The 22,496-nt window shown below is 69.3% G+C and carries 15 protein-coding genes, 1 tRNA gene and 3 pseudogenes; 12 read left to right on the top strand and 7 right to left on the bottom strand.

The genetic code is table 11. The features are described 5' to 3' along the window. Positions 1–61: 61 nt before the first annotated feature. Complete coding sequence (locus ACH4E8_RS17380) at positions 62–523, bottom strand: GatB/YqeY domain-containing protein (protein ID WP_398448957.1); 462 nt, start codon at positions 521–523, stop codon at positions 62–64. A 167-nt stretch (positions 524–690) separates the two neighbouring features. Between ACH4E8_RS17380 and ACH4E8_RS17375 the strand changes: the two genes are divergently transcribed. Continuing rightward, positions 691–1,617, top strand: a complete 927-nt coding sequence (locus tag ACH4E8_RS17375; RefSeq protein ID WP_398448955.1) for a metallophosphoesterase — start codon at positions 691–693, stop codon at positions 1,615–1,617. 88 nt (positions 1,618–1,705) lie between these two features. Next, positions 1,706–1,779: transfer RNA gene (locus ACH4E8_RS17370), tRNA-Pro, on the top strand. Between the two features lie 95 nt (positions 1,780–1,874). Here the strand turns inward: ACH4E8_RS17370 and xerC are convergent. Next, positions 1,875–3,045: pseudogene (gene xerC, locus ACH4E8_RS17365) on the bottom strand (tyrosine recombinase XerC). Positions 3,046–3,096: 51 nt separating this feature from the next. Continuing rightward, positions 3,097–3,225, bottom strand: a pseudogene (locus ACH4E8_RS17360) (helix-turn-helix domain-containing protein); the annotation flags it as partial. 1,194 nt (positions 3,226–4,419) lie between these two features. Here ACH4E8_RS17360 and ACH4E8_RS17355 point away from each other — a divergent pair. Both ACH4E8_RS17355 and ACH4E8_RS17350 read left to right on the top strand, forming a co-directional pair. Next, on the top strand, positions 4,420–5,187 hold the full coding sequence (locus ACH4E8_RS17355; protein ID WP_398448953.1) for a hypothetical protein: 768 nt from the start codon (positions 4,420–4,422) through the stop codon (positions 5,185–5,187). 196 nt (positions 5,188–5,383) lie between these two features. Then, a pseudogene (locus tag ACH4E8_RS17350) lies at positions 5,384–6,192 on the top strand (IS5 family transposase). 8 nt (positions 6,193–6,200) lie between these two features. Here the strand turns inward: ACH4E8_RS17350 and ACH4E8_RS17345 are convergent. Both ACH4E8_RS17345 and ACH4E8_RS17340 read right to left on the bottom strand, forming a co-directional pair. Beyond that, positions 6,201–6,656: a hypothetical protein gene (locus tag ACH4E8_RS17345; protein WP_398448951.1), complete on the bottom strand. Its 456-nt coding sequence runs from the start codon at positions 6,654–6,656 to the stop codon at positions 6,201–6,203. Between the two features lie 15 nt (positions 6,657–6,671). Then, on the bottom strand, positions 6,672–8,270 hold the full coding sequence (locus ACH4E8_RS17340; RefSeq protein WP_398448949.1) for a restriction endonuclease fold toxin-2 domain-containing protein: 1,599 nt from the start codon (positions 8,268–8,270) through the stop codon (positions 6,672–6,674). 743 nt (positions 8,271–9,013) lie between these two features. Between ACH4E8_RS17340 and ACH4E8_RS17335 the strand changes: the two genes are divergently transcribed. From ACH4E8_RS17335 to ACH4E8_RS17315, 5 genes are all read left to right on the top strand, one after another. Continuing rightward, the gene (locus ACH4E8_RS17335) at positions 9,014–10,756 is read left to right on the top strand and encodes a hypothetical protein (RefSeq protein WP_398448947.1); all 1,743 of its coding nucleotides are present in this window, start codon (positions 9,014–9,016) and stop codon (positions 10,754–10,756) included. A gap of 2 nt (positions 10,757–10,758) precedes the next feature. After that, on the top strand, positions 10,759–11,139 hold the full coding sequence (locus ACH4E8_RS17330; protein WP_398448946.1) for a hypothetical protein: 381 nt from the start codon (positions 10,759–10,761) through the stop codon (positions 11,137–11,139). A 462-nt stretch (positions 11,140–11,601) separates the two neighbouring features. Beyond that, complete coding sequence (locus ACH4E8_RS17325) at positions 11,602–12,291, top strand: DUF488 family protein (RefSeq protein ID WP_398448944.1); 690 nt, start codon at positions 11,602–11,604, stop codon at positions 12,289–12,291. A gap of 119 nt (positions 12,292–12,410) precedes the next feature. Further along, positions 12,411–13,196, top strand: coding sequence for a hypothetical protein (locus ACH4E8_RS17320; protein ID WP_398448942.1), 786 nt, complete (start codon positions 12,411–12,413; stop codon positions 13,194–13,196). A gap of 430 nt (positions 13,197–13,626) precedes the next feature. After that, positions 13,627–16,104: an ATP/GTP-binding protein gene (locus tag ACH4E8_RS17315; protein ID WP_398448940.1), complete on the top strand. Its 2,478-nt coding sequence runs from the start codon at positions 13,627–13,629 to the stop codon at positions 16,102–16,104. 19 nt (positions 16,105–16,123) lie between these two features. On the opposite strand, the gene ACH4E8_RS17310 is transcribed toward ACH4E8_RS17315, so the two are convergent. Beyond that, positions 16,124–17,272, bottom strand: coding sequence for a glycosyltransferase family 4 protein (locus tag ACH4E8_RS17310; RefSeq protein ID WP_398448938.1), 1,149 nt, complete (start codon positions 17,270–17,272; stop codon positions 16,124–16,126). An 8-nt stretch (positions 17,273–17,280) separates the two neighbouring features. After that, the gene (locus tag ACH4E8_RS17305; protein ID WP_398448936.1) at positions 17,281–18,636 is read right to left on the bottom strand and encodes a glycosyltransferase 87 family protein; all 1,356 of its coding nucleotides are present in this window, start codon (positions 18,634–18,636) and stop codon (positions 17,281–17,283) included. A gap of 165 nt (positions 18,637–18,801) precedes the next feature. On the opposite strand from ACH4E8_RS17305, the gene ACH4E8_RS17300 reads away from it, so the two are divergent. The 3 genes from ACH4E8_RS17300 (at position 18,802) to ACH4E8_RS17290 (ending at position 22,453) form a co-directional block, all read left to right on the top strand. Then, positions 18,802–20,262, top strand: coding sequence for a sensor histidine kinase (locus ACH4E8_RS17300; RefSeq protein ID WP_398448934.1), 1,461 nt, complete (start codon positions 18,802–18,804; stop codon positions 20,260–20,262). Further along, the gene (locus ACH4E8_RS17295) at positions 20,256–20,921 is read left to right on the top strand and encodes a response regulator (protein WP_398448932.1); all 666 of its coding nucleotides are present in this window, start codon (positions 20,256–20,258) and stop codon (positions 20,919–20,921) included. The genes ACH4E8_RS17300 and ACH4E8_RS17295 overlap by 7 nt, the downstream gene beginning before the upstream one ends. A 404-nt stretch (positions 20,922–21,325) precedes the next feature. Then, positions 21,326–22,453, top strand: a complete 1,128-nt coding sequence (locus tag ACH4E8_RS17290; protein ID WP_398448930.1) for an SMP-30/gluconolactonase/LRE family protein — start codon at positions 21,326–21,328, stop codon at positions 22,451–22,453. Positions 22,454–22,496: the final 43 nt, after the last annotated feature.

The following is a 22,496-nucleotide window of genomic DNA, read 5'->3' as shown; positions in this document are numbered from 1 at the left end:
GTTCGTACGGCGGCGTGAGCGGGCGGAACCGCGCGTCGGCGGCTCACGGCCACGCGTCACGTCACCCCGCGAGGAGCTGCTTCACGGTCGCGGCGACGCGACCGCCCTCCGCCCGTCCGGCGATCTTCGGGTTCACGATCTTCATGACCGCGCCCATGGCCCGCGGTCCCTCGGCCCCACCGGCCTTGGCCTCCGCGACGGCGTCGGCCACGATCTGCTGGAGCTCGTCGTCGCTGAGCTGCTTCGGCAGGTACTCGTCGAGCAGCACGCCCTCCGCCTTCTCCCGCTCGGCCTGCGCGTCCCGGCCGCCCTTGGCGAAGGCTTCGGCGGCCTCCCGCCGCTTCTTCGCCTCGCGGGCGATCACCTTCTGCACCTCGTCGTCGGAGAGCTCACGGGCGGTCTTGCCCGCCACCTCTTCCTTGGCGATGGCGGCGAGGGTCAGTCGGAGAGTCGCCGAGCGCAGCTCGTCACGCGCCCTGATCGCTTCGGTGAGGTCTTCCTTGAGCTTGGCCTTGAGCTTCATGGGGAAAGTGTGACAGGTACGGGTCGGGTCCCGCCCGCCCATTTCGGACGCCGCGACTCCGCTGCGGTCACGTACCGCTCCCGATCCGCGACCTTCCGTAATTCCGCTGCTCCGGCCGGCCCTGCCCGAGGTCGGAAGGCGCGCGCCAGGTCTGCGACGATGGGCGCATGCGCGCACGGTACGGAGTTCCCCTGGCAGTCACGGCAGTCGGCGCGGCCGGCATCGTCTACGCAGCGGCGTTCGAGTCCCGGTTCTTCCGCCTCCGACGGATCACCGTCCCCGTGCTCCCGAAGGGCATGCGCCCGCTGCGCGTCCTCCAGGTCTCCGACGTCCACATGGTCAGCGGCCAGCGCAAGAAGCGGGCCTGGCTCCAGTCCCTGGCGGGCCTGCGCCCCGACTTCGTCGTCAACACCGGCGACAACCTCTCCGACCCCGAGGGCGTCCCCGAGCTCCTGGACGCCCTGGGTCCGCTGATGGAGTTCCCCGGCGTCTACGTCTTCGGCTCCAACGACTACTACGGCCCCAAGCCGCGCAACCCCGCCCGCTACCTGCTGGAGAAGGTCCAGGGCCGGCACGGCCTCAACGGCAACGCCCCCGTCGTCGGCGCGATCCACAACCCCTGGACGGACATCCGCGACGCCTTCGACGCGGCGGGCTGGGTCGGCCTCAACAACACCCGCGGGCGCCTGAAGCTCGACGCCGGCGAGATCGCCTTCACCGGCCTGGACGACCCCCACATCAAGCGCGACCGCTACCCCGAGGTCGCCGGCGGCCCGGACCCCGACGCCGACGTCTCCCTGGCCGTCGTCCACGCCCCCTACCTGCGCTGCCTGGACGCCTTCACCGCCGACGGCTACCCCCTGATCCTGGCGGGCCACACCCACGGCGGCCAGATCTGCATCCCCTTCTACGGCGCCCTCGTCACCAACTGCGACCTGGACACCGACCGCGTCAAGGGCCTCTCCACCCACACCTCCGCCGGCCGCACCGCCCACCTCCACGTCTCCGCAGGCTGCGGCGCCAACCGCTACACCCCGGTCCGCTTCGCCTGCCCCCCCGAGGCCACCTTGCTGACCTTGACCGAACGCCCGTAGCCCGCCGCACCGCCCTCCCGAAAAGCGGATTTCGCGTGAGCGCGCGGGTGGGCTAAAGTAATCGATGTCGCCGCGACAGTGGCGACATCGGGGTGTAGCGCAGCTTGGCAGCGCGCTTCGTTCGGGACGAAGAGGTCGTGGGTTCAAATCCCGCCACCCCGACAGCTAAGTAGCAGGTCAGAGGGCCCTTACCGGATCGGTAAGGGCCCTCTGACGTTGCTGCGTGTCTAACTGCGTGACTGTCGATTCCCGAGTGTCTAGCGGTGCTGCTGGTCGCCGCCGAATATGCCGTCCCATGACCACTGCCCCGGTCTGGATCACGGGCCGGATCTGCTTCCGATAGACCTCCTCTGTCACGGCGGTGCCGGAGTGCCCGACGAGCCGGGAGATCTCCTCCAGCGGGACGCCCCGGTCGGAGAGCAGCGGCACGAAGCTGTGCCGGAGCTCCCGAGGGGTCCACTGGGCAGGGTCGATCCCGTCGATGTCCTTGAGAGCCTGACGGAAGGCGCGGCGGACGTTGGCCGCGTCGAGCGGCTTGCCCACGGCCGAGGAGAAGACGAGCCCGTGTTCCTCCCACGTCTCGTCAGCGGCGAGCCGATCCCACCCCTGATCCTCGAACTGCCGCCAGAGGGCTTCGACGCAGCGCGCGGGCAGGGCGAGCGTGCGCCGGGACTTACGGGTCTTGGTGTCCCCGCTCCGCCGCACCGAGCGCCAAACGGCGATGTACGGAGGCTGCGGCGGATCGACGTCCTGCCGGCCTTTCAGGAAGACGTGGTCCCAGGTGAGGGCCCGCAGTTCCTCCGTGCGAGCACCGGTCAGCAGGGCGACGACGACGTACGCGCACATCGCGGTCCCCTCCGCGCCCTTGAGAACGGTCTCTGCCTGGGCGAAGGTGAGCGCCTTCGAGGGCCGCCCCGCCTGCCCATGGGGTACGGAACACAACTCGACAACATTGCGCTTCACCTTGTCCCGCGCCATGGCCCGTTTGACCGCACGTTTCAGGCAGGAGTGGAGCGACTGGAGCGTGCGCGTGCTGAGCGTCTTGGCCTTGGTACCGAGCCAGCGATCCACGTCTTCCGCGCTCAGGTCGCGGAGCTTGCGAGCACCGAGCGACGGAACAACGTGCTTCTGGCTCAGGAACGTGCAGGTCTCGACCGTTCCGGGGTCGAGGCCCGCCAGCCCGTACGCCAGCCAGTCCGTCACCGCATCCTTGACCGAGTAGTTGGTGGGCGCGATGGCAAGACCGTCTTCGTGGTCCCGCAGAACCTCCTTCAGCTTGTTCTTCGCTTCCGTCTTGGTCTTGCCACTCCCCCGCTTGACGTTCCGTTTCCCACTGGGGTCGAACCCTGGGCTGGCCGTGGCGATCCAACGCTGGCGCTTGTCGTCCCAGTGGAGCCCGTCGTCACCACGGCTACGCCGCTTGGCCATCAGGCGGCCCCTTCGAGGTCGATGCGCGAGGCCAGGTACGAGCGCACGGGCGGGGATACGGCGGCTGCGCCCGATGGTCAGGGAGTGCAGTTGCTTGGTCCGGATCAGGTCGTAGACCTTGGTGCGGCCGACTTTCAGCGTGGCCGTGACCTCTTGGACGGTCAGAAGTTCGTCGGTCACTCCGGGCCTCCTGATCGCTCAGGTCGCGCGATCGACGCGGTCAGCCATGCCTGCGCCACCTCGAACCAGTCGCCCTGTCCATCACCAACTCGACGACCAACATCACCTGGACCGCCGCCCCGTGAGCTTCCTGCCCCTGGCCCACCGCCAGAACACCCAGCTCCCGCCCTGCACAAAGCAGTTCAGACCACCCAGCCCCTGAGTTACAACTTTCTCTACTGGTTCAAGCGCCCGGCTGCGCTCGGGGCGACGCTCCTGCCTTCGGCCCGCTCCGCCCCCGCTGCGCCGACGCCCGCCCCACCTGCCGGGTAGGCCCAAGGGCACGAATCCGAGAACCACTCCGGGCCCGCGGCCACCTCACCGTCACTAACATGCCTCCGGCGGGGGGGCACTGCTCGCGGGTACCGGCCCGTGGAGGGTTGATGTGGGGAGCTCCCATCCCGCCTGCTATTGCCGTCGTAGCTCGGCTGTGGGGCGTGGGGGTACCGGAGGGGCGATTCACTTTCGCCAGCCGCGGGCCGGTGTGTGGACCGCTCGATGCATCCTTGCTGGTACCTGGGTGGCCTGACACATAAAACTTTACAATGGCGCATTGTAAAGTGATGGGTTTCATGTGTCGCCACCTATAATTCCTGCCCCCAGGGGATAGTCATTCTCGAAAGCAAATCACGCTGGTCGGGCTGTGGCATCTCTGGGCGGGCGCCTTCGGCGAGCCGTCATGATGGGTTTTCAGTTACCCGCCCCTTTGGTCGCATGGGCCTAGGAAACGCAAGCGACCAGAAGGGGCGGGTCGGAACCTAGGAAATTCCATGTCGAGTTTGATGCCGTGTGCGCAGCAGTCAAATCGAGGCCGTCTCGGCTCCGCGATCACCATAGTCGCCATCGTGTTGGTCCTGTGGCCAGCCGCCGCAGAGGTTGTCGCGGCCTACGTGAATGTTGCGACCCTCGCAGCTCTGATGGTGGGAGGCGGTACAGCAGCGGCGTACCGCAACCACAGCAACCAGCGCTGAATCGCAGGGGACTTCAGGGGCCTTGACGCAGCCGGAATGACCGTCGCTGACCGGTCTCTGTAGAGCTACGGAACAGATGCTGCGGGGCCGACGACTCGTGATCGTCGGCCCCGCAATGTCATTCCTGTCGAGCGTGAGCCACTCCGCTGCGGGCCGCACCCCAGAGCGCTGCCATACTCGCGGCGTGCCCGTTCACCAAGAGCCAGCCGATCCGATAGATCCCGCCGAGGTGCTGGGCAGGACACCTTGGAGCGCTCTGGAGCATGCCTACGGGCCGGCCGATGACGTACCAGAGATGCTGCTTGGGCTGCTGGACACCGACCAAAGTGTGAGGTCACAGGCGTTGAGCCGCCTGCATCATGCGGTGCACCACCAGAACACTCTGTACTCCGCCACGGCGCCGGCCGCCCTGTACGTGGTGAGCATCCTCAGCGACACTCGCACGCTTTCGCTTGTCGACAAAGGTCCGCACGGCTTCCCGGGACCGATGCGTGCCGAGTTGTTGGGCTGGCTCGACTCCGTAGCCAATGAGGCAGACGACGAAGCCGCGGCAACCAGCCGGCACTTCGGCTTCCCACCAGAGGAGTACCCGCCGTTCGTCGCGATCTGCCGGATTCGATCGCGGGTATTCCATGGCGTCTGCGCGTACCTTGATGACTCTGACGTCCACGTACGCGCGGCAGCCATCTCCGCATGCATACCGCTGCTGGACGACCCTCACCTACTGCACCACCGTGCCACCTTGGTCCCACTGCTGCGAGAGGTCTTGGCTACGAGCGGGCTGTGGCAGTACCGGGCCAGGGCGATCGAGGCCCTGGCGAGTTGGGGCGAGGACACCACCGGGATGGAAGACGGGCAGCAGCAGTACACGTTCCGCGATGCGGAGCATGGACCCCAGCCATGGGCAGTAGCCGAGTTACGAGGCGGCTGCGACACCGATCCGCCCTTCTGACAGGTTTCCACGCAAGCTCCCGAGCCAGCTCGCGGATCGTCAGCCCTTGATCCTGCTCAGCCAGCTCAAAGGCTTGACGCAGCATCACTGGCTGCTCTCCTGGGAAATCACTCACGGATTCGGCTGAGAAGCCGGGCTGGCCAGATAGCCCGTTGAGGCAGCGTTTCTGTTGGCTTGATCGTTCGTTGAACCGTGCATGACGGATCTGGTTGAGCGTTTGGCGCCGGACGAGTTGTGGGTGCTATTCCGGCGGGTGGTGCCGTCGACGGAGATCAAGCGCCCGCAGGGCGGGGGCAAGTGGAGAGCGGGTGATCGTGAGGCCCTGGCCGCGATCATCTTCGCGGCTACCTCCGGTTGCACCTGGCGGTAGTTGCCGCCGGTGTTCGGGCCGTGCTGGCAGACGGTGTACCGCCGCTTCACCCAGTGGAGCCGGGAGAGGGTCTGGGCCCGGCTCCACCGGGTCATCCTCGACGAACTCGGCGCCCGCGGGGAACTGGACTGGTCGCGGTGCGCGATCGACTCCGTGAGTGTGAGGGCCGCAAAAGGGGGCCACTGACCGGACCGAATCCGACCGACCGTGGCAAGAGCGGATCGATAATCCACCTCGTCACGGACCGGAACGGACTCCCGCTTTCGCTGGGGATCTCCGGCGCCAACATGCACGACAGCCTCGGCCTGGAGCCCCTCGTGCGGGGGATCCCGCCCATCCGCTCCCGCCGCGGACCGCGCCGCCGACGACCCGCGAGGCTACACGGGGACAAGGGATACGACTACGCCCACCTGCGCCGATGGCTTCGCGGCAGAGGCATCCGCCACAGGATCGCCCGCAAGGGAATCGAGTCCTCCACATGGCTTGGCCGCCACCGCTGGGTGGTCGAGCGCACCGTTTCGTGGCTGGCCGGCTGCCGACGTCTGCACCGCCGGTATGAACGCAAGCCCGAACACTTCCTCGCGTTCGTCGGCATAGCCGCAGCCCCCATTTGTCACCGCAGACTCACCAACTGAAACGGTGTCTAAGGGATGTCGATGGCATCGACGTGGTCGCGCAGCAAGGCCCTGATCTCGTCGGTGCCGCCCCTGACTGGCAAGGGCGATGGGGTATCTTCGCCGTTGGCCATTGCGAGGCTGCTGGCGAAGCGCACGAGGTGCGGGGCGGGGGCGAAGGAATCACGGAGCCATACGGCGAAGACAGCGGCCTCGTCGGCGGTCACGTCGGTGAGCGTGACGTAGGCGTAGTCGGGCCTGGGCATCGCCGCCGTTCCCTCCACCCACACGTCCGGTGCAAGCTCGACCTCGAAATCGAGCACTGTCATCCCGTGGATTCCTGATTTCCGGTATTCCACGGTGGGATCGGGAAACGCCTGCCTCAAGGCCCTCTCCAGGGAATCAAGGGTGGCGTGCCAGGATCCGTCGTCACCTTCGAGGGGATAGAAGGCGAAGTTGGTCCGGATGTTTCGCTCAGCAGTCACTGTCTTTCCTCGGTCTCAGGGTACGTACCGCGTCGATCCGCTAGTACCCGTCATCGCCATCATGGACTGCCAGTAAGCGGCGTTGTCCCGCCCGTTCGTGACGATCTCCAGGCCCCGGATCTCGCTGTTCGCGGGATTAGCCATGGCCTGTTTGTAGCGGACGAGCTCCTTCTCGTCACCACCGTACATGGCGTCCACGACCGGATCCCAAGCGATCTCTCCCTTGTTGTTCAGCTTGACGGGCTTGGCCAGCGCTCCCTCGACCCGATCGAGGGAGCGGAAGCTCTTCTTCGTGCAGTCCGGATCCCGTACATGCTTCGCCTCGACGAGATATCCGTCGACCGGACGTATTCCGTCCACCATCAGCCCGCGTTTCTTCCCCGCCAGTGGCACCTCTCGCTCGGGATATCCGGCGATACGGAGTTGGTACGCGTTGTCCGGGTCTGTTGGGCCGCCGCCGCCCGCCAGCCCTCCCCGGCCGAGGGAGTTCATCCAGGTACGGAACTGCTGCTGTTCGGCCGCATTGAGCAGACGGGTCGTGCCCGGAGCTGGCGGAATGGGGTCCGCGACGGAAATGCTCGGATCAACGGGATTGACCGCGGGCAGCAGGGTCGGCGCCTTCCCTTGGTACGACGCGACCACGAGCGGCACCGGGACCGGCACACGAATGAGCGGAGGCAGAAAGGGGATTCCAGGGCTTCGCGGGTCATCCGAGCCGTTCGGAAGCTTCACACGCGCCTCCGACGCGTCCAATGCGTTGGCAATGTCGCCAAGTTGGTGGATCCACGGGTCTTCAAGCACCGCGTTACGCAGACCGCCGTCGTAGCCGTTACCGCCAAACAGCGGCTGGTCCCAGGGCATGTCGACCTTGAACAAATCCGACTGGTGTTGACGGATGCTTTCCTTGGCAGCCTCGACATGGTCGGCGTACCGGTCGCACGCCTTGGCGAGCTGGTTGCACGCGGCCACCAGGTTCACCACAAGAGGTTCATCTTGCTGCGCCCGTTCTGGCGGGCAGGCCATTCCCACACAATTCTTGAAGTATGACCGAAAGGCGTCCGCAGCCTCGCCGGAGTGCGCCTTGTCCGCGGTCGACGCGTAAGCCTGGGCGTCCTGAAGGAAACGCAGCATCAGTTTCCCCGCGTGCCGCCATGAGCTGGCGACGTCTCTCAGCTTCTCCGGCGAACCGCGAAATCGGTCACTCCTGCCACCGGGAACGTATTGATCGTGCCATGCAGTCTCCCCCACCACATCGGACAGTTCCTTGCCGAGATTCAGGTAGTTCTCCGGGCAATCCTCGCCGGGGTCGCCCATACCGGCCGTCAAATCGACCTGCTTACCGATGATGGACGCGACGACTCGACTCTCCTGCACCATGAACTCGCGAGCGCTGCGCATCAGCCCTCTGCCCGACTCACCCAGTAGGTACGAACTGAACCCCATTTGATTGAGCGTGGTGGACGCGGCGGACATGTATACCTTCGCGAAGTCACGGCCCGCGTCGTCGTCCCCCGCCATTCCCTTTTGTCGATCAAGCTCATGGGAGAGCGCGATCGTGGTGTCGCGGGCACCTCGCATGACCTCGGTCGCTAGTCCCATGGCGCTACGGATCATGCCCTCGGCGATCACCTTCAGGTGTGGCGCTAGTGCACTACTCACATGTGTCCCCTCCCATTCACCGGATTTGCGAGCACGAACCATCCCCAACCGCTCCGCTGTTCCATCTCATCGTCGAGCGTGTGCGCGAGAGACTCAAGGCGTGGTCCAGAGAATGGTGGTTGCCGACAGCAGCACCACCAGTTCGACTACCAGCAGCAGAAACATCTTCACGTCGGACAGTCTTACTGTTACCTCTGACAGCGTCTCAGAGTAACGGCCACTGCCTGCAAAGGACCGGTACCGGCACGGCGACCAGGGGCGGGAATCAGTCAAGATGGCGTTCTGGGGAATGAGGCCACCCGACTGATGTGGGCGCTTCCCACCTGGGGTGATGTGGTTCCGCGGATGTTGGTTCCCACCACAGCTGCGATCGTCCTGGGTGGCGCGTCTCCCACTTCTCCTGACTGATCCATTCATTCGTGGGCAGGATGGGCCGCTGAAGAGCAGGGGGTCTCGGGGGAGGTGGCCTTATGTCCTTGCTGTTTTGGCGAGGCTCTGCGCCGAGCGGTTCACCCCGCGCGATCGTCGCCAGACCAGGTCCCGGCGAAGCCGTTCCTGGCATTCCGCTCCACAAGAGCCTCGACGGGACCGCCGAAACCAACACCCATCGACCCCTGCGTACGGCCTACGCCGAACGCGACAAGCCGCCTGCCGCAAGTGAAGTGACCCACCTGATTGCGGGAGCCATGCACGCGCGCGTGGACCGTATCGGTCAGGCACGAGACATGATGGGTCAGTGGCAGGATCACGTCCGGGGCCACAAGAAGCGGGACGTCCGGCACCTGGGCCCGTTTGCCGGTGAGGAACTCGTCCGATGGACTCTGGACAACGTGCTCAATGCACGGAAGCGCCCCACGCCTTCCTTCGGCTTCAGCCTTCCCCTCGTCCTCACCCACAGCGTCGCCGCCCACCGGCAGCGCCGACTTCGCGGTGTTGCGATGGCCGGGGCCGTGAGTCTGGTGGCTGCACGCCATCCATGGGGCGCGCTGGCGCTGGTGGCCATGGTGCTGCTCCACCACTACCTCCTCCAAGGTGGCCTCCTCCGGGCTGCACTTCGCTGGGGTTCCAGTTCCTTCGTTCCCCTGCTCCTCGTGATCACATGCGGCTACGTGGCCTGGTCACAGATGCGGCCACATACGCCCACCCTGATGTTCGCGGTACAGGACTCTGTCGCCGTCGCTGTGTGGACGGCCGTCCTGCTCGCCGTCGTCCACACGGTAGATCGCTGGGCATGCCTGGCGTACCTGGCCTCGCTGGGACCTCGGCGCAGGGCCCCGGCCATCCGACTCGCCACGCGCGCAAGGGCCCGCATTGCCGAATGCGGGGTAAGCGAGAGGTGGCAGAGCATCCCGTACCGGAAGGAGGACGGGGTCAACCGCTTCGTCGGCGCCGGCCTTGATGCCTGGCGTGCCAGCGGTCCCCGTATCCAGCTCACCGCCGCCCGCCGTGCCGACGACACGGAGGACCCCAAGCACACCAGTGCGAGACCGGCTCCCACGTCCGGGCTGTCCGCCGACGTCAAGGCGCCCTTGGGGGACGAGGCTGCTGGCATGCGTACGTTCGAAGCCGACGAGCTGATGGGCAAGCTGCGCGTCGAACTCGAACGCCTCAGCGGCGACCTCGTGGAGACCCACGCCCTGCCTCACTGCGACATCTTCGAAACGCTCGCCGTCCCACAGTCTCGGTGGAAGAAGCTCCCACGCAAGCCCGGCCGCAGGCCCGGCGCTCTGAGCAGAGCGCTCGATGACGCCTGGCCGGAGGCACGGGAGATGATCGAGGAAGGAACGAGGGCGCCGTCAGGCCACCACTCGCGTCGCTATCTCGCTGCGCAGGTCGTCGACTGGGAGGGACACGTCGTCGTTACGGTGTTCGCCCACGCCGCGCTGGAAGGGAAGACGCTCCACTTCGTGACGCGCCCGCACATCATGGCGCCGCTCAAGGACGAGGCTCGCTCCGAATCCGCGAAGGGATGGGAGCTCGCCAAGAAGATCGTTCTCACCCCAGTGCACGCTCTCGGCGACACCGCGGCTCTGGCACACCGGTCCCACGCCGGCCTCATCCGGTCCTTGAACGTCGTCGTGGGCGGCCTGCTCGGGCAGTTCGCGCAACAGCAGGCAGCGGCGGTTCTCGACAGGACCGAGCAGAAAGACAACGGCGAGCCGGTCAGCCTCCGTGAGCACTGCGCCCTCGACGCCCCGGAGGACATGCACCAGTTCGAGGACGCGGCCCGGCACATCTCGATCCTCCAGTCCCGGATGTTCAGTACCGTCAGCGCCTTCCTCGATGACCACGGGGTCTACACCGGCGACTTCAGACGCCAGGCACAGGAAGTCGTCACCAAGATCTTCATCAACGGCGACCACAACCAGGTCAATACCGGGACCATGCACGGCGGTCAGACACAGAGCTCGGAGAGCGACAACGCACAGCCGAAGGGATGAGCATGAGCATCTGGCGGAGCCGTGAGGCGAGTGGCGGCATGCAGATCACGGGCAATGGGAACCAGATCAACACTGGACAGATCGGTGGGGACCAGCGGCAGTCGTACGTCCGCGCAGGCCAGGAAACCAGCCGTCTCCAGGCGGCGCTGGCGAAGCTCTCGGAGCTGGAGGCGGCCCTGGAGGAACACGCCGCAGAGCTGAGCAACGCCGATCTCGCCCGCCGTACGGCAGGGCGCATCGGCGAGGAGCTGAACAGCGCTCAGCCCGACGAGCGCCGTGTCAGAGACAACCTCGAAGACCTCGGGCTCGCCATCGGGTCGGCGGCGGCCGTCGTCACCGTTCTGCAGGGCCTTACCGCTTCGGTCACCGCGCTGCTCGGATAGCACCGAGCAGTACGCCCTGGCCGCTCTCCTACCAGCTGGACTGGCAGCCACTTGGGAGCCGACCTGCTCCCCGACCCCATCCCAGAGCTGCTGAGACCAGCTGGGGCCGCTACCCTGACCTGCGCAAACGCCACCTCCGCTGGCGGGGCGAGTAACCGAGCCTCGTTCGGGACGAAGAGGTCGTGGGTTCAAATCCCGCCACCCTGACGCTGAAGTACCAGGTCAGGGGCCTGATTCGCGAGAGCGGGTCGGGCCCCTGACTGGCTTTGTGGGTCGTTTGGGAGAAATCCGGGAGCCGATCTAAGCCAGGTCTCCCGGGCTGGCGCACTGTGGGGAGTGGGCCGCCCAGCCGTGACATCCGATTCCCCTGTGCGTTCGTGAATCGCCGCCTCTCACCGCCCAGAAGCGTGCTTCGCCTCAAGGCAGGACGACATGGTTCGCACCCCGTTAGGATCACCGCCCATGGTCGCTCGACTCTCCGCGAACAGCTCCGACCATTCCCTAAGGGCACGGTTGCTCGCACGGCGAATCCGGTCACTGCGCAATGAGCGCGGATGGTCGGTGGAGCGTCTCGCCAAGGAAACCGGAGTCGGCGCAAGCACCCTCCGGCGGCTGGAGAGCGAAGGGGCGATCCAGCCGAGTTTCTTCACGGTTGGCGACATCGCAGAAGCACTGAACGTGCCGCTGGAAGAGCTCTTTCGGCAGGCAAAGCCGGTCCCGGGGCTCTGGTCCGAGGGCTATGAGGGGCGCGACATCGATTCGTTCGTCTCGTCCCTGCTGGGCTGCGACATCCAGGTGGTGGCCGACGTCCGGCTCACGCCGATCAGCCGCAAGCCCGGATTCAGCAAGACTCGTCTGGGGCAAGCGCTCGCAGAGGCCGGCATCGACTACATGCACCTGCGCGCGTTGGGGAACCCCAAGGAGAACCGAGCTCCGTTCTGGGACGGCCGCGTGGATGTGGGCCGGGCCCGCTTCCGGAGCGTGCTGCGGTCGCACGAGGCGCAGACGGATCTCGATCGCCTGACTGAGCGCGCCGCACGGTCCCGCGTGGCTGTGCTGTGTTTCGAGAAGGACGAGGAGCGCTGCCACCGCAAGGTCGTCCTGGACACGGTCCGCAAGCGAGCCGCAGTGGACGTGCGGCCGCTGGCCTGATCCCGGCGAGACCTTATGTCGTGGGTCTTGACCGCCGACTGACCCTCCCTTCTCCTCTGAAATGGGGAGATTCACAGGAGGGGGACAGCGTGGCCGGCGATCGACAGCGAGCGAGGATCATGATCACGGTCAAGACCTATCCGGAACTGTCGTCGAAGTACCGTGAGACGAGCTGTGTGGCCGGGATTCGGCTCGACCAGGAACGCCCGGAGCATGTTCGGCTCTTCCCGGTTCCATTCCGACTGCTACGGCAGAGCGCCCAGTTCAAGAAGTACTCGATCGTCGAGGTCGATGTCCGACCGCACCATGGGGACAGGCGCCCCGAGAGCCTGCGGCCCGACCTTGAAACGCTGGAAGTCATCGAGCAGCTTTCGACTTCCGACGGCTGGAAGCGGCGCTACTCGTACGTCGAACCGCTCGTCACTCGATCTCTCTGCGCCATCAAGCGCGATCAGGAGGCCAACGGAACCTCCCTCCGGGTCTTCCGGCCAGCGGAGATCACTGGCTTCCGCCTGACGGAAGCGGAACCCTGGCCCGCCTCGAAGGCAGCCCTCGCGGACCAGTTGGACCTGTTCGACCAGGACCTGCGGCGGCTGGAGTGGGTGCCATTCGAGTTTCGGTACCGGTTCCGCTGCGCGGACGACGCCTGCACGGGGCACGACATGGGGCTGAAGGACTGGGAGGCCGGCGAGTCCTACCGGAAGTACCTGCGCGCCTACGGCGAGCAGGCCGTCCTGGTCAAGCTGCGTGAGCGATGGTTCGAGCGCATGATCACCCCTGACAAGGCGGTGCACTGCTTCGTCGGCAACATCGCAGCGCATCCACGTACGTTCATGTTGCTGGGACTCTTCTATCCCCAGCGGAACGTCGTCGACTTCGTCCAGGACGACCTGTTCTCGGTATAGGCGGCTCGACCCGTCAGAGCGCGGAAAGGAGCCGGTTCAGCACGCGCACCGGCGACCAGGGGCACATCGCTCGGCAGGCGGCGAGGGCCGCCTCCGTATCCCTGGGCGCCGGGAAAAGTGGCGTCTGGCATGGCTGCGCTCGGAGTGGCGCTCCCCGCGGAGGCGCCACTTGACCGTGGATGGAGGGCCCATTCCACCTGGGGGGCAATAGATTGGCGTCCGGTGATCGGCGGGAGGGTGAGACGTGGCAGGTCGGGATCTTCGGACGTTGTTCAGCTCGAACGACCGGAGCGTCCAAGCGGATGAGGCGTTCACGGATCGACAGGCGCAGTGGCACGCGGTCGTGTCCCGGCTCGCAGCGCATGCGGAGGTGGTGAACGGCGCGGGTTTCGACGTGGCCGATGTGGAACATCCGCGGCGGAACGTGGTCGTGTTCCATGGCGTGGGCGGGATAGGCAAGTCGACGCTCTCCCGCAAGATCGAGGCGTCGCTCGCGTACGGCGAGCACCGGCCCGCGCACTGGGAGTCCGTGCCCAGCCTGGAGCAGCGGGTGGTGCCAGTCCGGGTCGACCTCGCTCGTTCTGCGGGGGTGGACTTCGAGCGGATCGTCCTCAGCATGCGGCTCGCCGTGGCCGCGCTGGGGCGGCCGATGCCCGCGTTCGACCTCGCCCTGCGTCGGTACTGGGAGCACAACCATCCGGGCGAGTCGATCGAGGAGTACCTGCACACGGGTGGGCTGCTTCGACGCTTCAGCGCGGCTGCCGCGCTGCCGCAGCAGATGCAGGCCGCGCTGAGCGACGTCGCCCAGTCGCTCGCCCTTCCCGGCACCGTCGGCAGTGCGCTCGGGCACGGGGTCGGGGTGCTCGTCAGGGCGTTGCGCGAGCGGCGGCAGGCCGTGCGGGCGCTCGCCGGGTGCGAGCGGTTGGCCGATCTGTTGGAGGCCGAACCTGACTTGGAGGCGCTCAGCTTCTATCCACACCTGCTGGCCTGGGACCTGGCCCGGGTCCCTGAGGGCAAGAGTGCCTTGCTGGTGGTCCTGTTGGACACCTTCGAAGGCGTCGGGGACCGCAATCACCGTGACTACGAGCACCTGCTCCAGCGCATCGTGTGGCTGATGCCCAATGCGTACTTCGTGATCACGGGCCGCAACCGCCTCCAGTGGGCGGAGCCGAGCCTGGAGGGGCAACTCGACTGGGTCGGACCGGACGCCTGGCCCGGTCTCGTCCGTGCTCGGGCAGGGGGCGTCGTGCCGGGGGAGGCCGGTGACCAGATCCTCACCGGCGACTTCTCGCCCGAAGACTGCGAGGACTACCTGGCGCGCAGGCTCGTACGCAACGGGCAACCGCTGATCGACGAACCCACCAGGCAGGTGATCGCGGAACGCTCCCACGGCCTGCCGCTCTACCTGGACCTTGCGGTGACGCGGTACCTGCATCTCCAACGGACCGGCCGGCAGCCGCAGATCAGCGACTTCGACCACGAGTTCCCGGCGCTGATCGCCCGGACGCTCAGTGATCTGACGCCTGAGGAGCGCCTCGTGCTCCGGTCCGTCAGCCTGCTCGGTGCGTTCTCCGTTCCCCTGGCCACCGAAGTCGCGGGTACGGGACACGACGCACCCGCCCTGCGTCTGGTCGAGCGCCCCTTCGTCCGGACGTCGTCGTCGGAGCTGTGGCCCTTCCACCTGCACGACCTCATCCGGGCGGCGATTCGACACGCGGACGACAGCAGTGACGACCGCTGGTCGGAGCAGGACTGGCTGCGGGCCGCACAGCGCGCCTTCCGTGCCCTGGAAGCTCAGTGGCGCGAGGCACCCCGCCGCGATCGCGTCGTCCTCGTCGGCTGTCTCCAGCAAGGGCTGTTGCTCGCCCGGGACTTCCGGCTCGATCTGGGCTGGCTCGCCGATGCTGCCTTCCAGTACGTGGCGGACTCGGTGGGCGAACCCCTGGTGCTTCCGCCAGCGAGCGCCCCGCCGTCGGTCACTCCGTACGGTGCCGCTGACGCCCTGGTGGAGACGTTGAGTGCCATTGCCCGACGCCAACACGAACACCGTGGGCGCACCGCAGATCGGCTCTCGGCCGTGCTCTCGTCAGGACAGCTCCCGGACGAGTTGGTCGAACTCGCCGCGTACTACCTGGCGAAGGCCCAGCGGGACCTCGGGCTGAACGAGGAGTCCCGCCGGGGCATGGAGCGCGTGGCCGCCGCCAACGGGCGGCTGGCCTTCGCCGCCAGACGGGGCCTGGCACACCTGAGCCGGCTGTCCGGCGACTTCCCCACGGCCGTGGAGACCGGAGGCGAGTTGGGTTGGGAGGGGCGGGGCCACCGGGTGCTGGGGGACGTGTGGTGGGTCCAGGGGGACACGGAACGCGCAGTGGCCGCGTACTTGGCGGCGCGGCGCGAAGCCGAGGAGCACGGTGCCATCGGCGAAGCCGCCATGGTGCAGGCACACCTCGCGTTCGCGAGCGCCTTCGCCGACCCCGTGCGAGCAGAGCCCGAACTGGAACTGGCGCAGCGGCTGCTGTCCCGGATCAGTACGCACTCCAGTGAGACGACCGCCCGCATCGCCCATGTCGTACGGGATGCAGGACGGGCAGCGGACCTGTCAGTGCGGGCTTCCGCTCTCTTCGTGGAGATCGAGAACTCGGGGATCTCCTACGCCGCCGCCAAACTGCAACTGGCGCTCTGCTTCCACCACGCGGTCCTCGACGACGGCGAAGGAGTCGCTGCCGGGATCGTCCGCCTCCGGGAGCTCACCCAGAACGACAATTACGCCTACTACGTCGAGATCGCCCACTTCATGGCCGATCTGCCGCTGCCCGCGCAGGCAGGTCGCGCACGGTGGACGGACGGGGCGCAGCGGACCCGACAGCGCTGGCGCGAGTTGGTTCTGCTGCGTCGCCGTCGGACGTGACGAACCGGGCGGCAGCCGCTCAACGAGACGGAGCAGGTGCGAGGAGGGTGCGGAGGGTGTCGTGGGTGTGGTTCCACGTCCAGGCGGAGCGGATGCGGGAGCGGGCCTTGTGGCCCATGGCGTGGGCGAGTTCGGGGTGGGTGAGCAGGTGGGTGAGGCGGTGGGCGACGGTGGGGATCGCGCGGCCGTCGACGACGTAGCCCGTTTCGCCGTCGAGGGTGGTGGCGGGGGCGCCGCCGGAGGTGCCGGTGAGGGTGGGGAGGCCGGTGGCGGCGGCCTCCAGGTAGACGATGCCGAGGCCCTCCACTTCCAGGCCGGCGCGGCGGGTGCGGCAGGGCATGGCGAAGACGTCGGAGGCGGCGTAGAAGGCGGGCAGCGCGGTGTGGGGGTGGCCGCCGGCGAAGATCACGGAGTGGGCCACGCCCTTCGCGGCGGCCAGCCGGCGGAGGCGGCGTTCGTAGGGGCCGGCGCCCACCAGCAGGAGGGTGGCGTTCGGGACGCTGCGGTGGACGAGGGGGAGGGCGCGGACGAGGGTGTCCTGGCCCTTGCGGGGGACGAGGCGGGCCGCGCACAGGATCACGGGGGCGGTGGGGGCGATGCCGTACGCGGTGCGGAGCGCGGGTGCGGCCGGGTGCGGGGCGAACGCGTCCGGGTCGACGCCGGGCGTCAGGGGGCGCATGCGCGTGGCGGCGGCGCGGTCCAGTGCGGGGGCGATCGCGCGGCGCGTGTAGTCGCCGAGGTGGGTGACGGTGTCGACGGTCGCGCCGATGCGACGCAGTGCCTGGCGGGTGCCGGGGGTGCGCGCCCACCAGACCTCGTGGCCGTGGGTGGTGGCGACGATGCGGCGTACGGACGGGGCGCGGCGGCGCAGTGCGCCCGCCATGAGGGCGAGGGGTGCTGCGGCGCCGAACCAGACGGCTTCGCAGCCGTGGGCGCGGGCGAGGTCCGCGGCGCGGGCGGTGACGCGGCGCGTGGGCAGGAGGGTGCGGGCCCGGTCCCGTACGACGGGGAAGGGGAGTTCGGCGTCGTGGGCGCGGGCGCCCGGCTCGGCGGAGGTGTAGACGACGACCTCGTCCGGCGGGAAGCGCACGGCCATCGCGTGGACGAAGGTCTCGATGCCGCCTTGGCGGGGCGGGAAGTCGTTCGTGACGATCAGCGTCTTGGGCACGGGTGGTCTCACGTTCCTGGTCGGGAGGGCGACGGCGCCTGTGCCCGGAGGACCGGCCGGCCTCGGCCCGGTCGGGCGCCGCGGGTGGGGCGGAAGGGGGCGCGGCGGGAGAGGGCGCCGCGGGCGGAGCGGAAGGGGGCCCGGCGGGAGAGGGCGCCGCGGGCGGAGCGGAAGGGGGCCCGGCGGGAGAGGGCGCCGCGGGCGGAGTCGGGGCGCAAGGAGTCGGGGCGGAAGAAGAGGAAGAGCACGAGCGGATAGAGCAGGTAGCCGAAGCGGCTCGCGGGGGCGAGGGTGAGTGCCAGCAGGAGCCCGAGGGCGACCCGGTTCGCCGCGGCGACCGCCGTCACGGGCGGGCGTACGTACAGCGATACGGCCATCAGCAGCGCTCCCGCCGCCAGCAGCGCCAGCGCGACGACCCTTCCGCTGCCGCCGGGCAGCGCGGTGGCCAGCAGTTGGCCGGGCAGCGGGCTGGCCGCGGGCGTCGGTGCGTCCGCGAGACCCAGCGGGAACGCGATGACGTGTTGGGCGAAGGCGGCGGGGTCGCGCAGGGCCACCGGCGCGACCAGGGCGGTGAGCACCGCCGCGGCGACGAGTGCACAACGGCCGACCGCGCGGCCTCCGCGCACGGCCCCGAGCACCGCGCACGCCACCGCGAGCGCGGGCCACGCCGTCCACTTCATCGCCGACGCCAGCCCGAGGAGCAGCCCCGCGCTCCCGGCCCGGCCGCGGGCGGCGAGGAGGAGGCCCAGGCACGTCAGGCCGATGAGGGGGAGGTCGATGCCGCTGACCGCGAGGGACATCGCGACGGGCGGACAGGCGAGCAGCGCGAGTAGGTTCGGGTGCCGTACGGCCCCGGCCCCGGGCGTCCCGGCGGTGCGGATCGCGATCAGCAGCGGCACGGCGAAGAAGAGCGCGAACCACCAGCGCGCGTCCGTGAAGGGACCGTCGCCGAACACCGCGGCCGGCAGCCCGAACAGCGCCATGCCGGGCAGGTACGGGTTGTAGTCCGGCGCGTGCGCCGGCGCGCCGTGGTACGGGGTGCCGGAGTCCAGCAGCCGGGCCGCGGACTCCTCGACCACCCGCACCTCCAACTGGGCGCCGCCGGTCGCGGCCAGCACGACGAGCGGCAGCAGCGCGCAGGCGGCGGAGGCGACCGCGGGCGCGCGGCGGGCCGGGACCAGTGCGGCCAGCAGATAGCCGACGGCCGCCACCGCGCCCCAGAAGCGGTGCGTCGGCAGGTGCGTCACCAGCGCGAAGGCGGCCGCGAGCACCGCGTACAACACGTACGACCGGCCCGGCGGATGCAGCGGGCCGAACACCGCGCGCCGCTTCGGTCGCGCCGGTGCCGTCGGGCATGCGGTCACTGGCCCCCCCTTGTCTGTCGATGTCGATGCAGGCTAGGAACGCGAGGGGCATGCACTCGTCACACCGGGGTGCGGTCTTCCGCGTCACCCCTGGGGTCCATGGCCGCGCCGGAATCAACCCCTGGTTCGACGCGGCCGCGCCCCCGTGACCTGCACGATGTCCCCATGAGCGGATGGGCCCGACACCGCGACCGCCCCGTCGGGCGGCTGGCGCGCTTCCTGCTGCTCTCGCCGCAGCAGCACATGGAACGCACCGCTCCGAGACCGCCGTCCGCCTCCGAAGCCCCGCCCGGCCGGACCCGGGCGCACCGCGCGAAGGCGTGGTTCGACACCCCCGCGTTCCCCCGGGCGAGCGGTGCCCTGCTCGGCGCGCTGGGGCTCGGCGAGGCCCTGCGCATGGGCGAGGCGACGGCCGTCGCCGCCGTGACGACCGCGCTGGCCGCGACGCTGCCGCTGATGTGGCGACGGGCACACCCGGGGCTCGCCGGGCACCTCGTCATCCTGGCCGCACCGCTGAACTTCCTCGTCCGGCCGAACCTGTTCGTCGCCGTCTGCATCGGCGGGCTGCTGGGCTTCTACACCCTCGCCCGCCACCGGGTGCACCACCCGGGCGCGGTGGCGGCGTACGGCGTCGCACTCATGGTCGTCGTCGATCTGCTGCACGTCGCGACGGACGTCTTCGACGGCCCGTCCTCCGATCCCGTACCGCTCGGCGCACCCGGTTCGCTCGCGTACTTCGCCGAGTCGTTCCTGATGGGGGTGGCGATCGTGGCGGCGGTCAGCGCGGGCGACGCGGTGCGCAGCCGGGAGGGCGCCAGCCGGGAGCGGTCCGCGGCGCAGGCGGAACTGATCAGGCTGGCGCGGCAGGACGCGGCCGAGGCGGAACGGCGGGCCGTCGCACGCGAGTTGCACGACATCGTGGCGCACTCGGTGTCGGTGATCGCCGTGCAGGCGGAGAGCGCCACGTACACGACGCCGGGGCTCTCGCCCGAAGCCCGCGCCGGCTTCCAGCAGATCGCCGGCTCCTCGCGCGAGGCGCTGAACGAGCTGCGCCAACTCCTCAACGTGCTGCGGTCGTCCGACGGGGTGCCGCGGTCGGCGGACGGCAAACCGGCCCGACGGGGCGCGGAGGCGCCCCAGCCCACCCTGGACCGGCTGGACGAACTGCTGTCGCAGCACGGCGCGGGCGGCGGGCGGGCCGGGCTCACGGTCACCGGCGGGCGTCGGCACCTGCCCGCATCCGCCGAGCTGACCGCGTTCCGGATCGTCCAGGAGGCCCTGACGAACGTCCGCCGCCACGCGCCGAATTCGACCGCGGAGGTGGAACTCCGCTTCGAGGCCGATCGTTTGGTGGTACGGGTGGCGGACGACGGACCGGGCGCGGGGGCGGCGCACGGGGCGGCGGGCGAAGACGGGCAGGGGCACGGGCTCGTCGGGATGCGGGAGCGGGTGTCCCTGGCGGGCGGGCTGCTGAGCTGCGGCCCCGGCCGGGGCGGTGGCTTCGTCGTCCATGCCGAGTTGCCGGTGTCCGCCCCCGACGGTACGAACGAGTGGAGCGTCATCGGCCCGGAGCGCCGGGGCGGCGGCGACGGGGACGAGCGGGAAGAGGCGGTGCGTTCGTGGTGATCAGGGCGGTCGTCGCGGACGACCAGGCCGTGGTCCGCGCCGGGTTCGTCAACCTCCTCGCCACGCAGGAGGACATCGAGGTCGTCGGGGAGGCGGCGGACGGCGCCGAGGCCGTACGGATCACCCGGCAGCAGCGGCCGGACGTCGCGCTGCTCGACGTCCGCATGCCCGTGATGAGCGGTGTGGACGCGGCGCGGCACATCGTCGCCGACGCCGGTGCGGCCACCCGCGTGCTGATGTTCACCACCTTCGGCCTCGACGAGTACATCTACGACTCGCTCGCCGCCGGCGCCAGCGGCTTCCTCCTCAAGGACGCGACCTTTCCCGAGCTGCTGCACGCGGTGCGGGTGGTCGCCGCGGGCGAGGCGCTGCTCTCACCGGCCGTGACCAAGCGCCTGATCGCCGAGTTCGCACGGCTGCACCGGCCGCCGGCGCTCCCGGGGCGGGCGACGGCCGACCTCACGCCGCGGGAGGTGGACGTGCTCGTGCTCATCGCCCGCGGGCTGTCGAACGCCGAGATATCCGACTCCCTGACGATCTCCGACCACACCGTGAAGACCCACATCAACCGCATCTTCGCCAAGATGGGCCTGCGCGACCGGGCGCAGGCGGTGATCCTGGCGTACGAAACGGGGCTCGTCACGCCCGAGAACGCCTGAGACCCCCGGCCGGCCGTCTCCGTCCGCCTCTCCGGTCTCCGGTCTCCGGCCGTCCCTCCGTCCCTCCGTCCCTCCGTCCCTTCGCCCGGCAGCCCCTCTGCTGCTCTGCGTCCCCGGGGGCCGGCTCGACCGTTCGGCGTCACCTGAATGGCAGCCGTACGCCATGCGCCCAAGGTTTGCGTCGGGGAGAGTCGGGAAGCACGGGCTTGGACAGCACAGTCTGACCAGACAGCACTGCAAGGCCGCGGCCGAGTTGGAGCGTTGCGGGGATTCGACCGGTTCCGGCTCGTATGGTGATGCCCCCGGCCGGCCCCGCCCCGGTCCCTCCCCCCGGATCCTCCGGTCGGATCCGCATGCCGGACGCGGCCCGCGCATCCGCTTCCGCGTCCGCTCAGGAGACCCCGATGCCCAAGCACCCGCGCAAGCTCACCGCCGTCGCCGCCGTGGCGGTGGTCGCCGGTCTGTACGCCACGCAGGCCGGTGCGGCGCCGCTGGCCGCCAAGGACGAACGCGTCAAACACCGTCCGCCCGAGTCGGCGCTCAGAGCCCCCGCCGCCACGGCGCCACCGCCGACCGCACCGGCGGACCCCCGAGATGCCGCCGGGACCGCGCAGGCGGCCGAGCCGGCCGAAGCGTCCGCGTCGCTCGGGCTGGTCGAGCCGCAGGCCCTCGCCGAGCTGGACCTGGACTCCGGGCAGCAGCCGGAAGGCGTCGTCGTGGAGCCGGACGGCTCGGTCGTCGCGACCTTCTCGCAGGCGCGCCAGATCGCCCGCATCCACCAGGACGGGACCGTGAGCGTCCTCGCCACCCTGCCCGCTCCCCCGCCGCACGCGGAGACCCCCGCGGTCGGCGAGCCGTTCCTCGGCGGCATCGCGCGGACCGACGACGGCGCCCTGCACGTCGTCTACGCCACCGGCACCGCCGAGCTGACCGGCGTGTGGCGGCTGCCCCCGGACGGCGGAAAGGCGCGCCGCACCACCCCGCTGCCCGCCGACTCCCTGCCGAACGGGATCGCCGTCGACGCCCGTGCCCGGCAGTTGTACGTCACCGACTCCGTCGGCGGAGCCGTCTGGCGGGCGCCGCTGGCCGGTGGGCGGGCCGTGAAGTGGAACGACCACCCCGCGCTGGCCCCCTCCGACGAGGAGTACTTCCTCGGCGCCAACGGCATCCGGATCCACGACGGGTCCGTCTGGGTCACCAATCACGACCGGGGCACGGTGCTGCGCTTCCCCCGTACCGGAACGGGCACGGGCGCCGCGCCCGAGACCGTCGTCGAAGGGCTCGGCGAGATCGACGACCTGGAGTTCGTCGGCCGCGGCGACGCCTTCCTCGTCACGGGCGTCACGGACAGCCGCGTCGTCCTCGTACGCGACGACGGCCGGAGCGTCGACGCCGTCGACGTGCTCACCGAGGACGACGGCCTGCAGAACCCCACGGCGCTGGCCCGGCACGGCTCGACGGTGCACGTGGCGAGCTCCGCCGCGTACACGCTGACCGATCCGAACGTGCTCAGCGCACGGCTCACCGGGTGACGGCCGGAGCGTCAGCCCCGGCCGTCACCCGGTGTGGAAGCGG

The organism is Streptomyces sp. NPDC017979 (assembly GCF_044328175.1).
GTDB lineage: Bacteria > Actinomycetota > Actinomycetes > Streptomycetales > Streptomycetaceae > Streptomyces.
The sequence above is the reverse complement of the archived record's forward strand: the minus strand, read 5'-3'. Positions and strand labels throughout refer to the sequence as shown.

Coding starts and splice junctions, on each gene's coding strand:
- ACH4E8_RS17340 (WP_398448949.1), bottom strand. CDS start 8,270: ATGATCCGTAGCGCCATGGGACTAGCGACCGAGGTCATGCGAGGTGCC.
- ACH4E8_RS17290 (WP_398448930.1), top strand. CDS start 21,326: ATGCCCAAGCACCCGCGCAAGCTCACCGCCGTCGCCGCCGTGGCGGTG.
- ACH4E8_RS17300 (WP_398448934.1), top strand. CDS start 18,802: ATGAGCGGATGGGCCCGACACCGCGACCGCCCCGTCGGGCGGCTGGCG.
- ACH4E8_RS17320 (WP_398448942.1), top strand. CDS start 12,411: ATGATCACGGTCAAGACCTATCCGGAACTGTCGTCGAAGTACCGTGAG.
- ACH4E8_RS17380 (WP_398448957.1), bottom strand. CDS start 523: ATGAAGCTCAAGGCCAAGCTCAAGGAAGACCTCACCGAAGCGATCAGG.
- ACH4E8_RS17375 (WP_398448955.1), top strand. CDS start 691: ATGCGCGCACGGTACGGAGTTCCCCTGGCAGTCACGGCAGTCGGCGCG.
- ACH4E8_RS17325 (WP_398448944.1), top strand. CDS start 11,602: ATGGTCGCTCGACTCTCCGCGAACAGCTCCGACCATTCCCTAAGGGCA.
- ACH4E8_RS17330 (WP_398448946.1), top strand. CDS start 10,759: ATGAGCATCTGGCGGAGCCGTGAGGCGAGTGGCGGCATGCAGATCACG.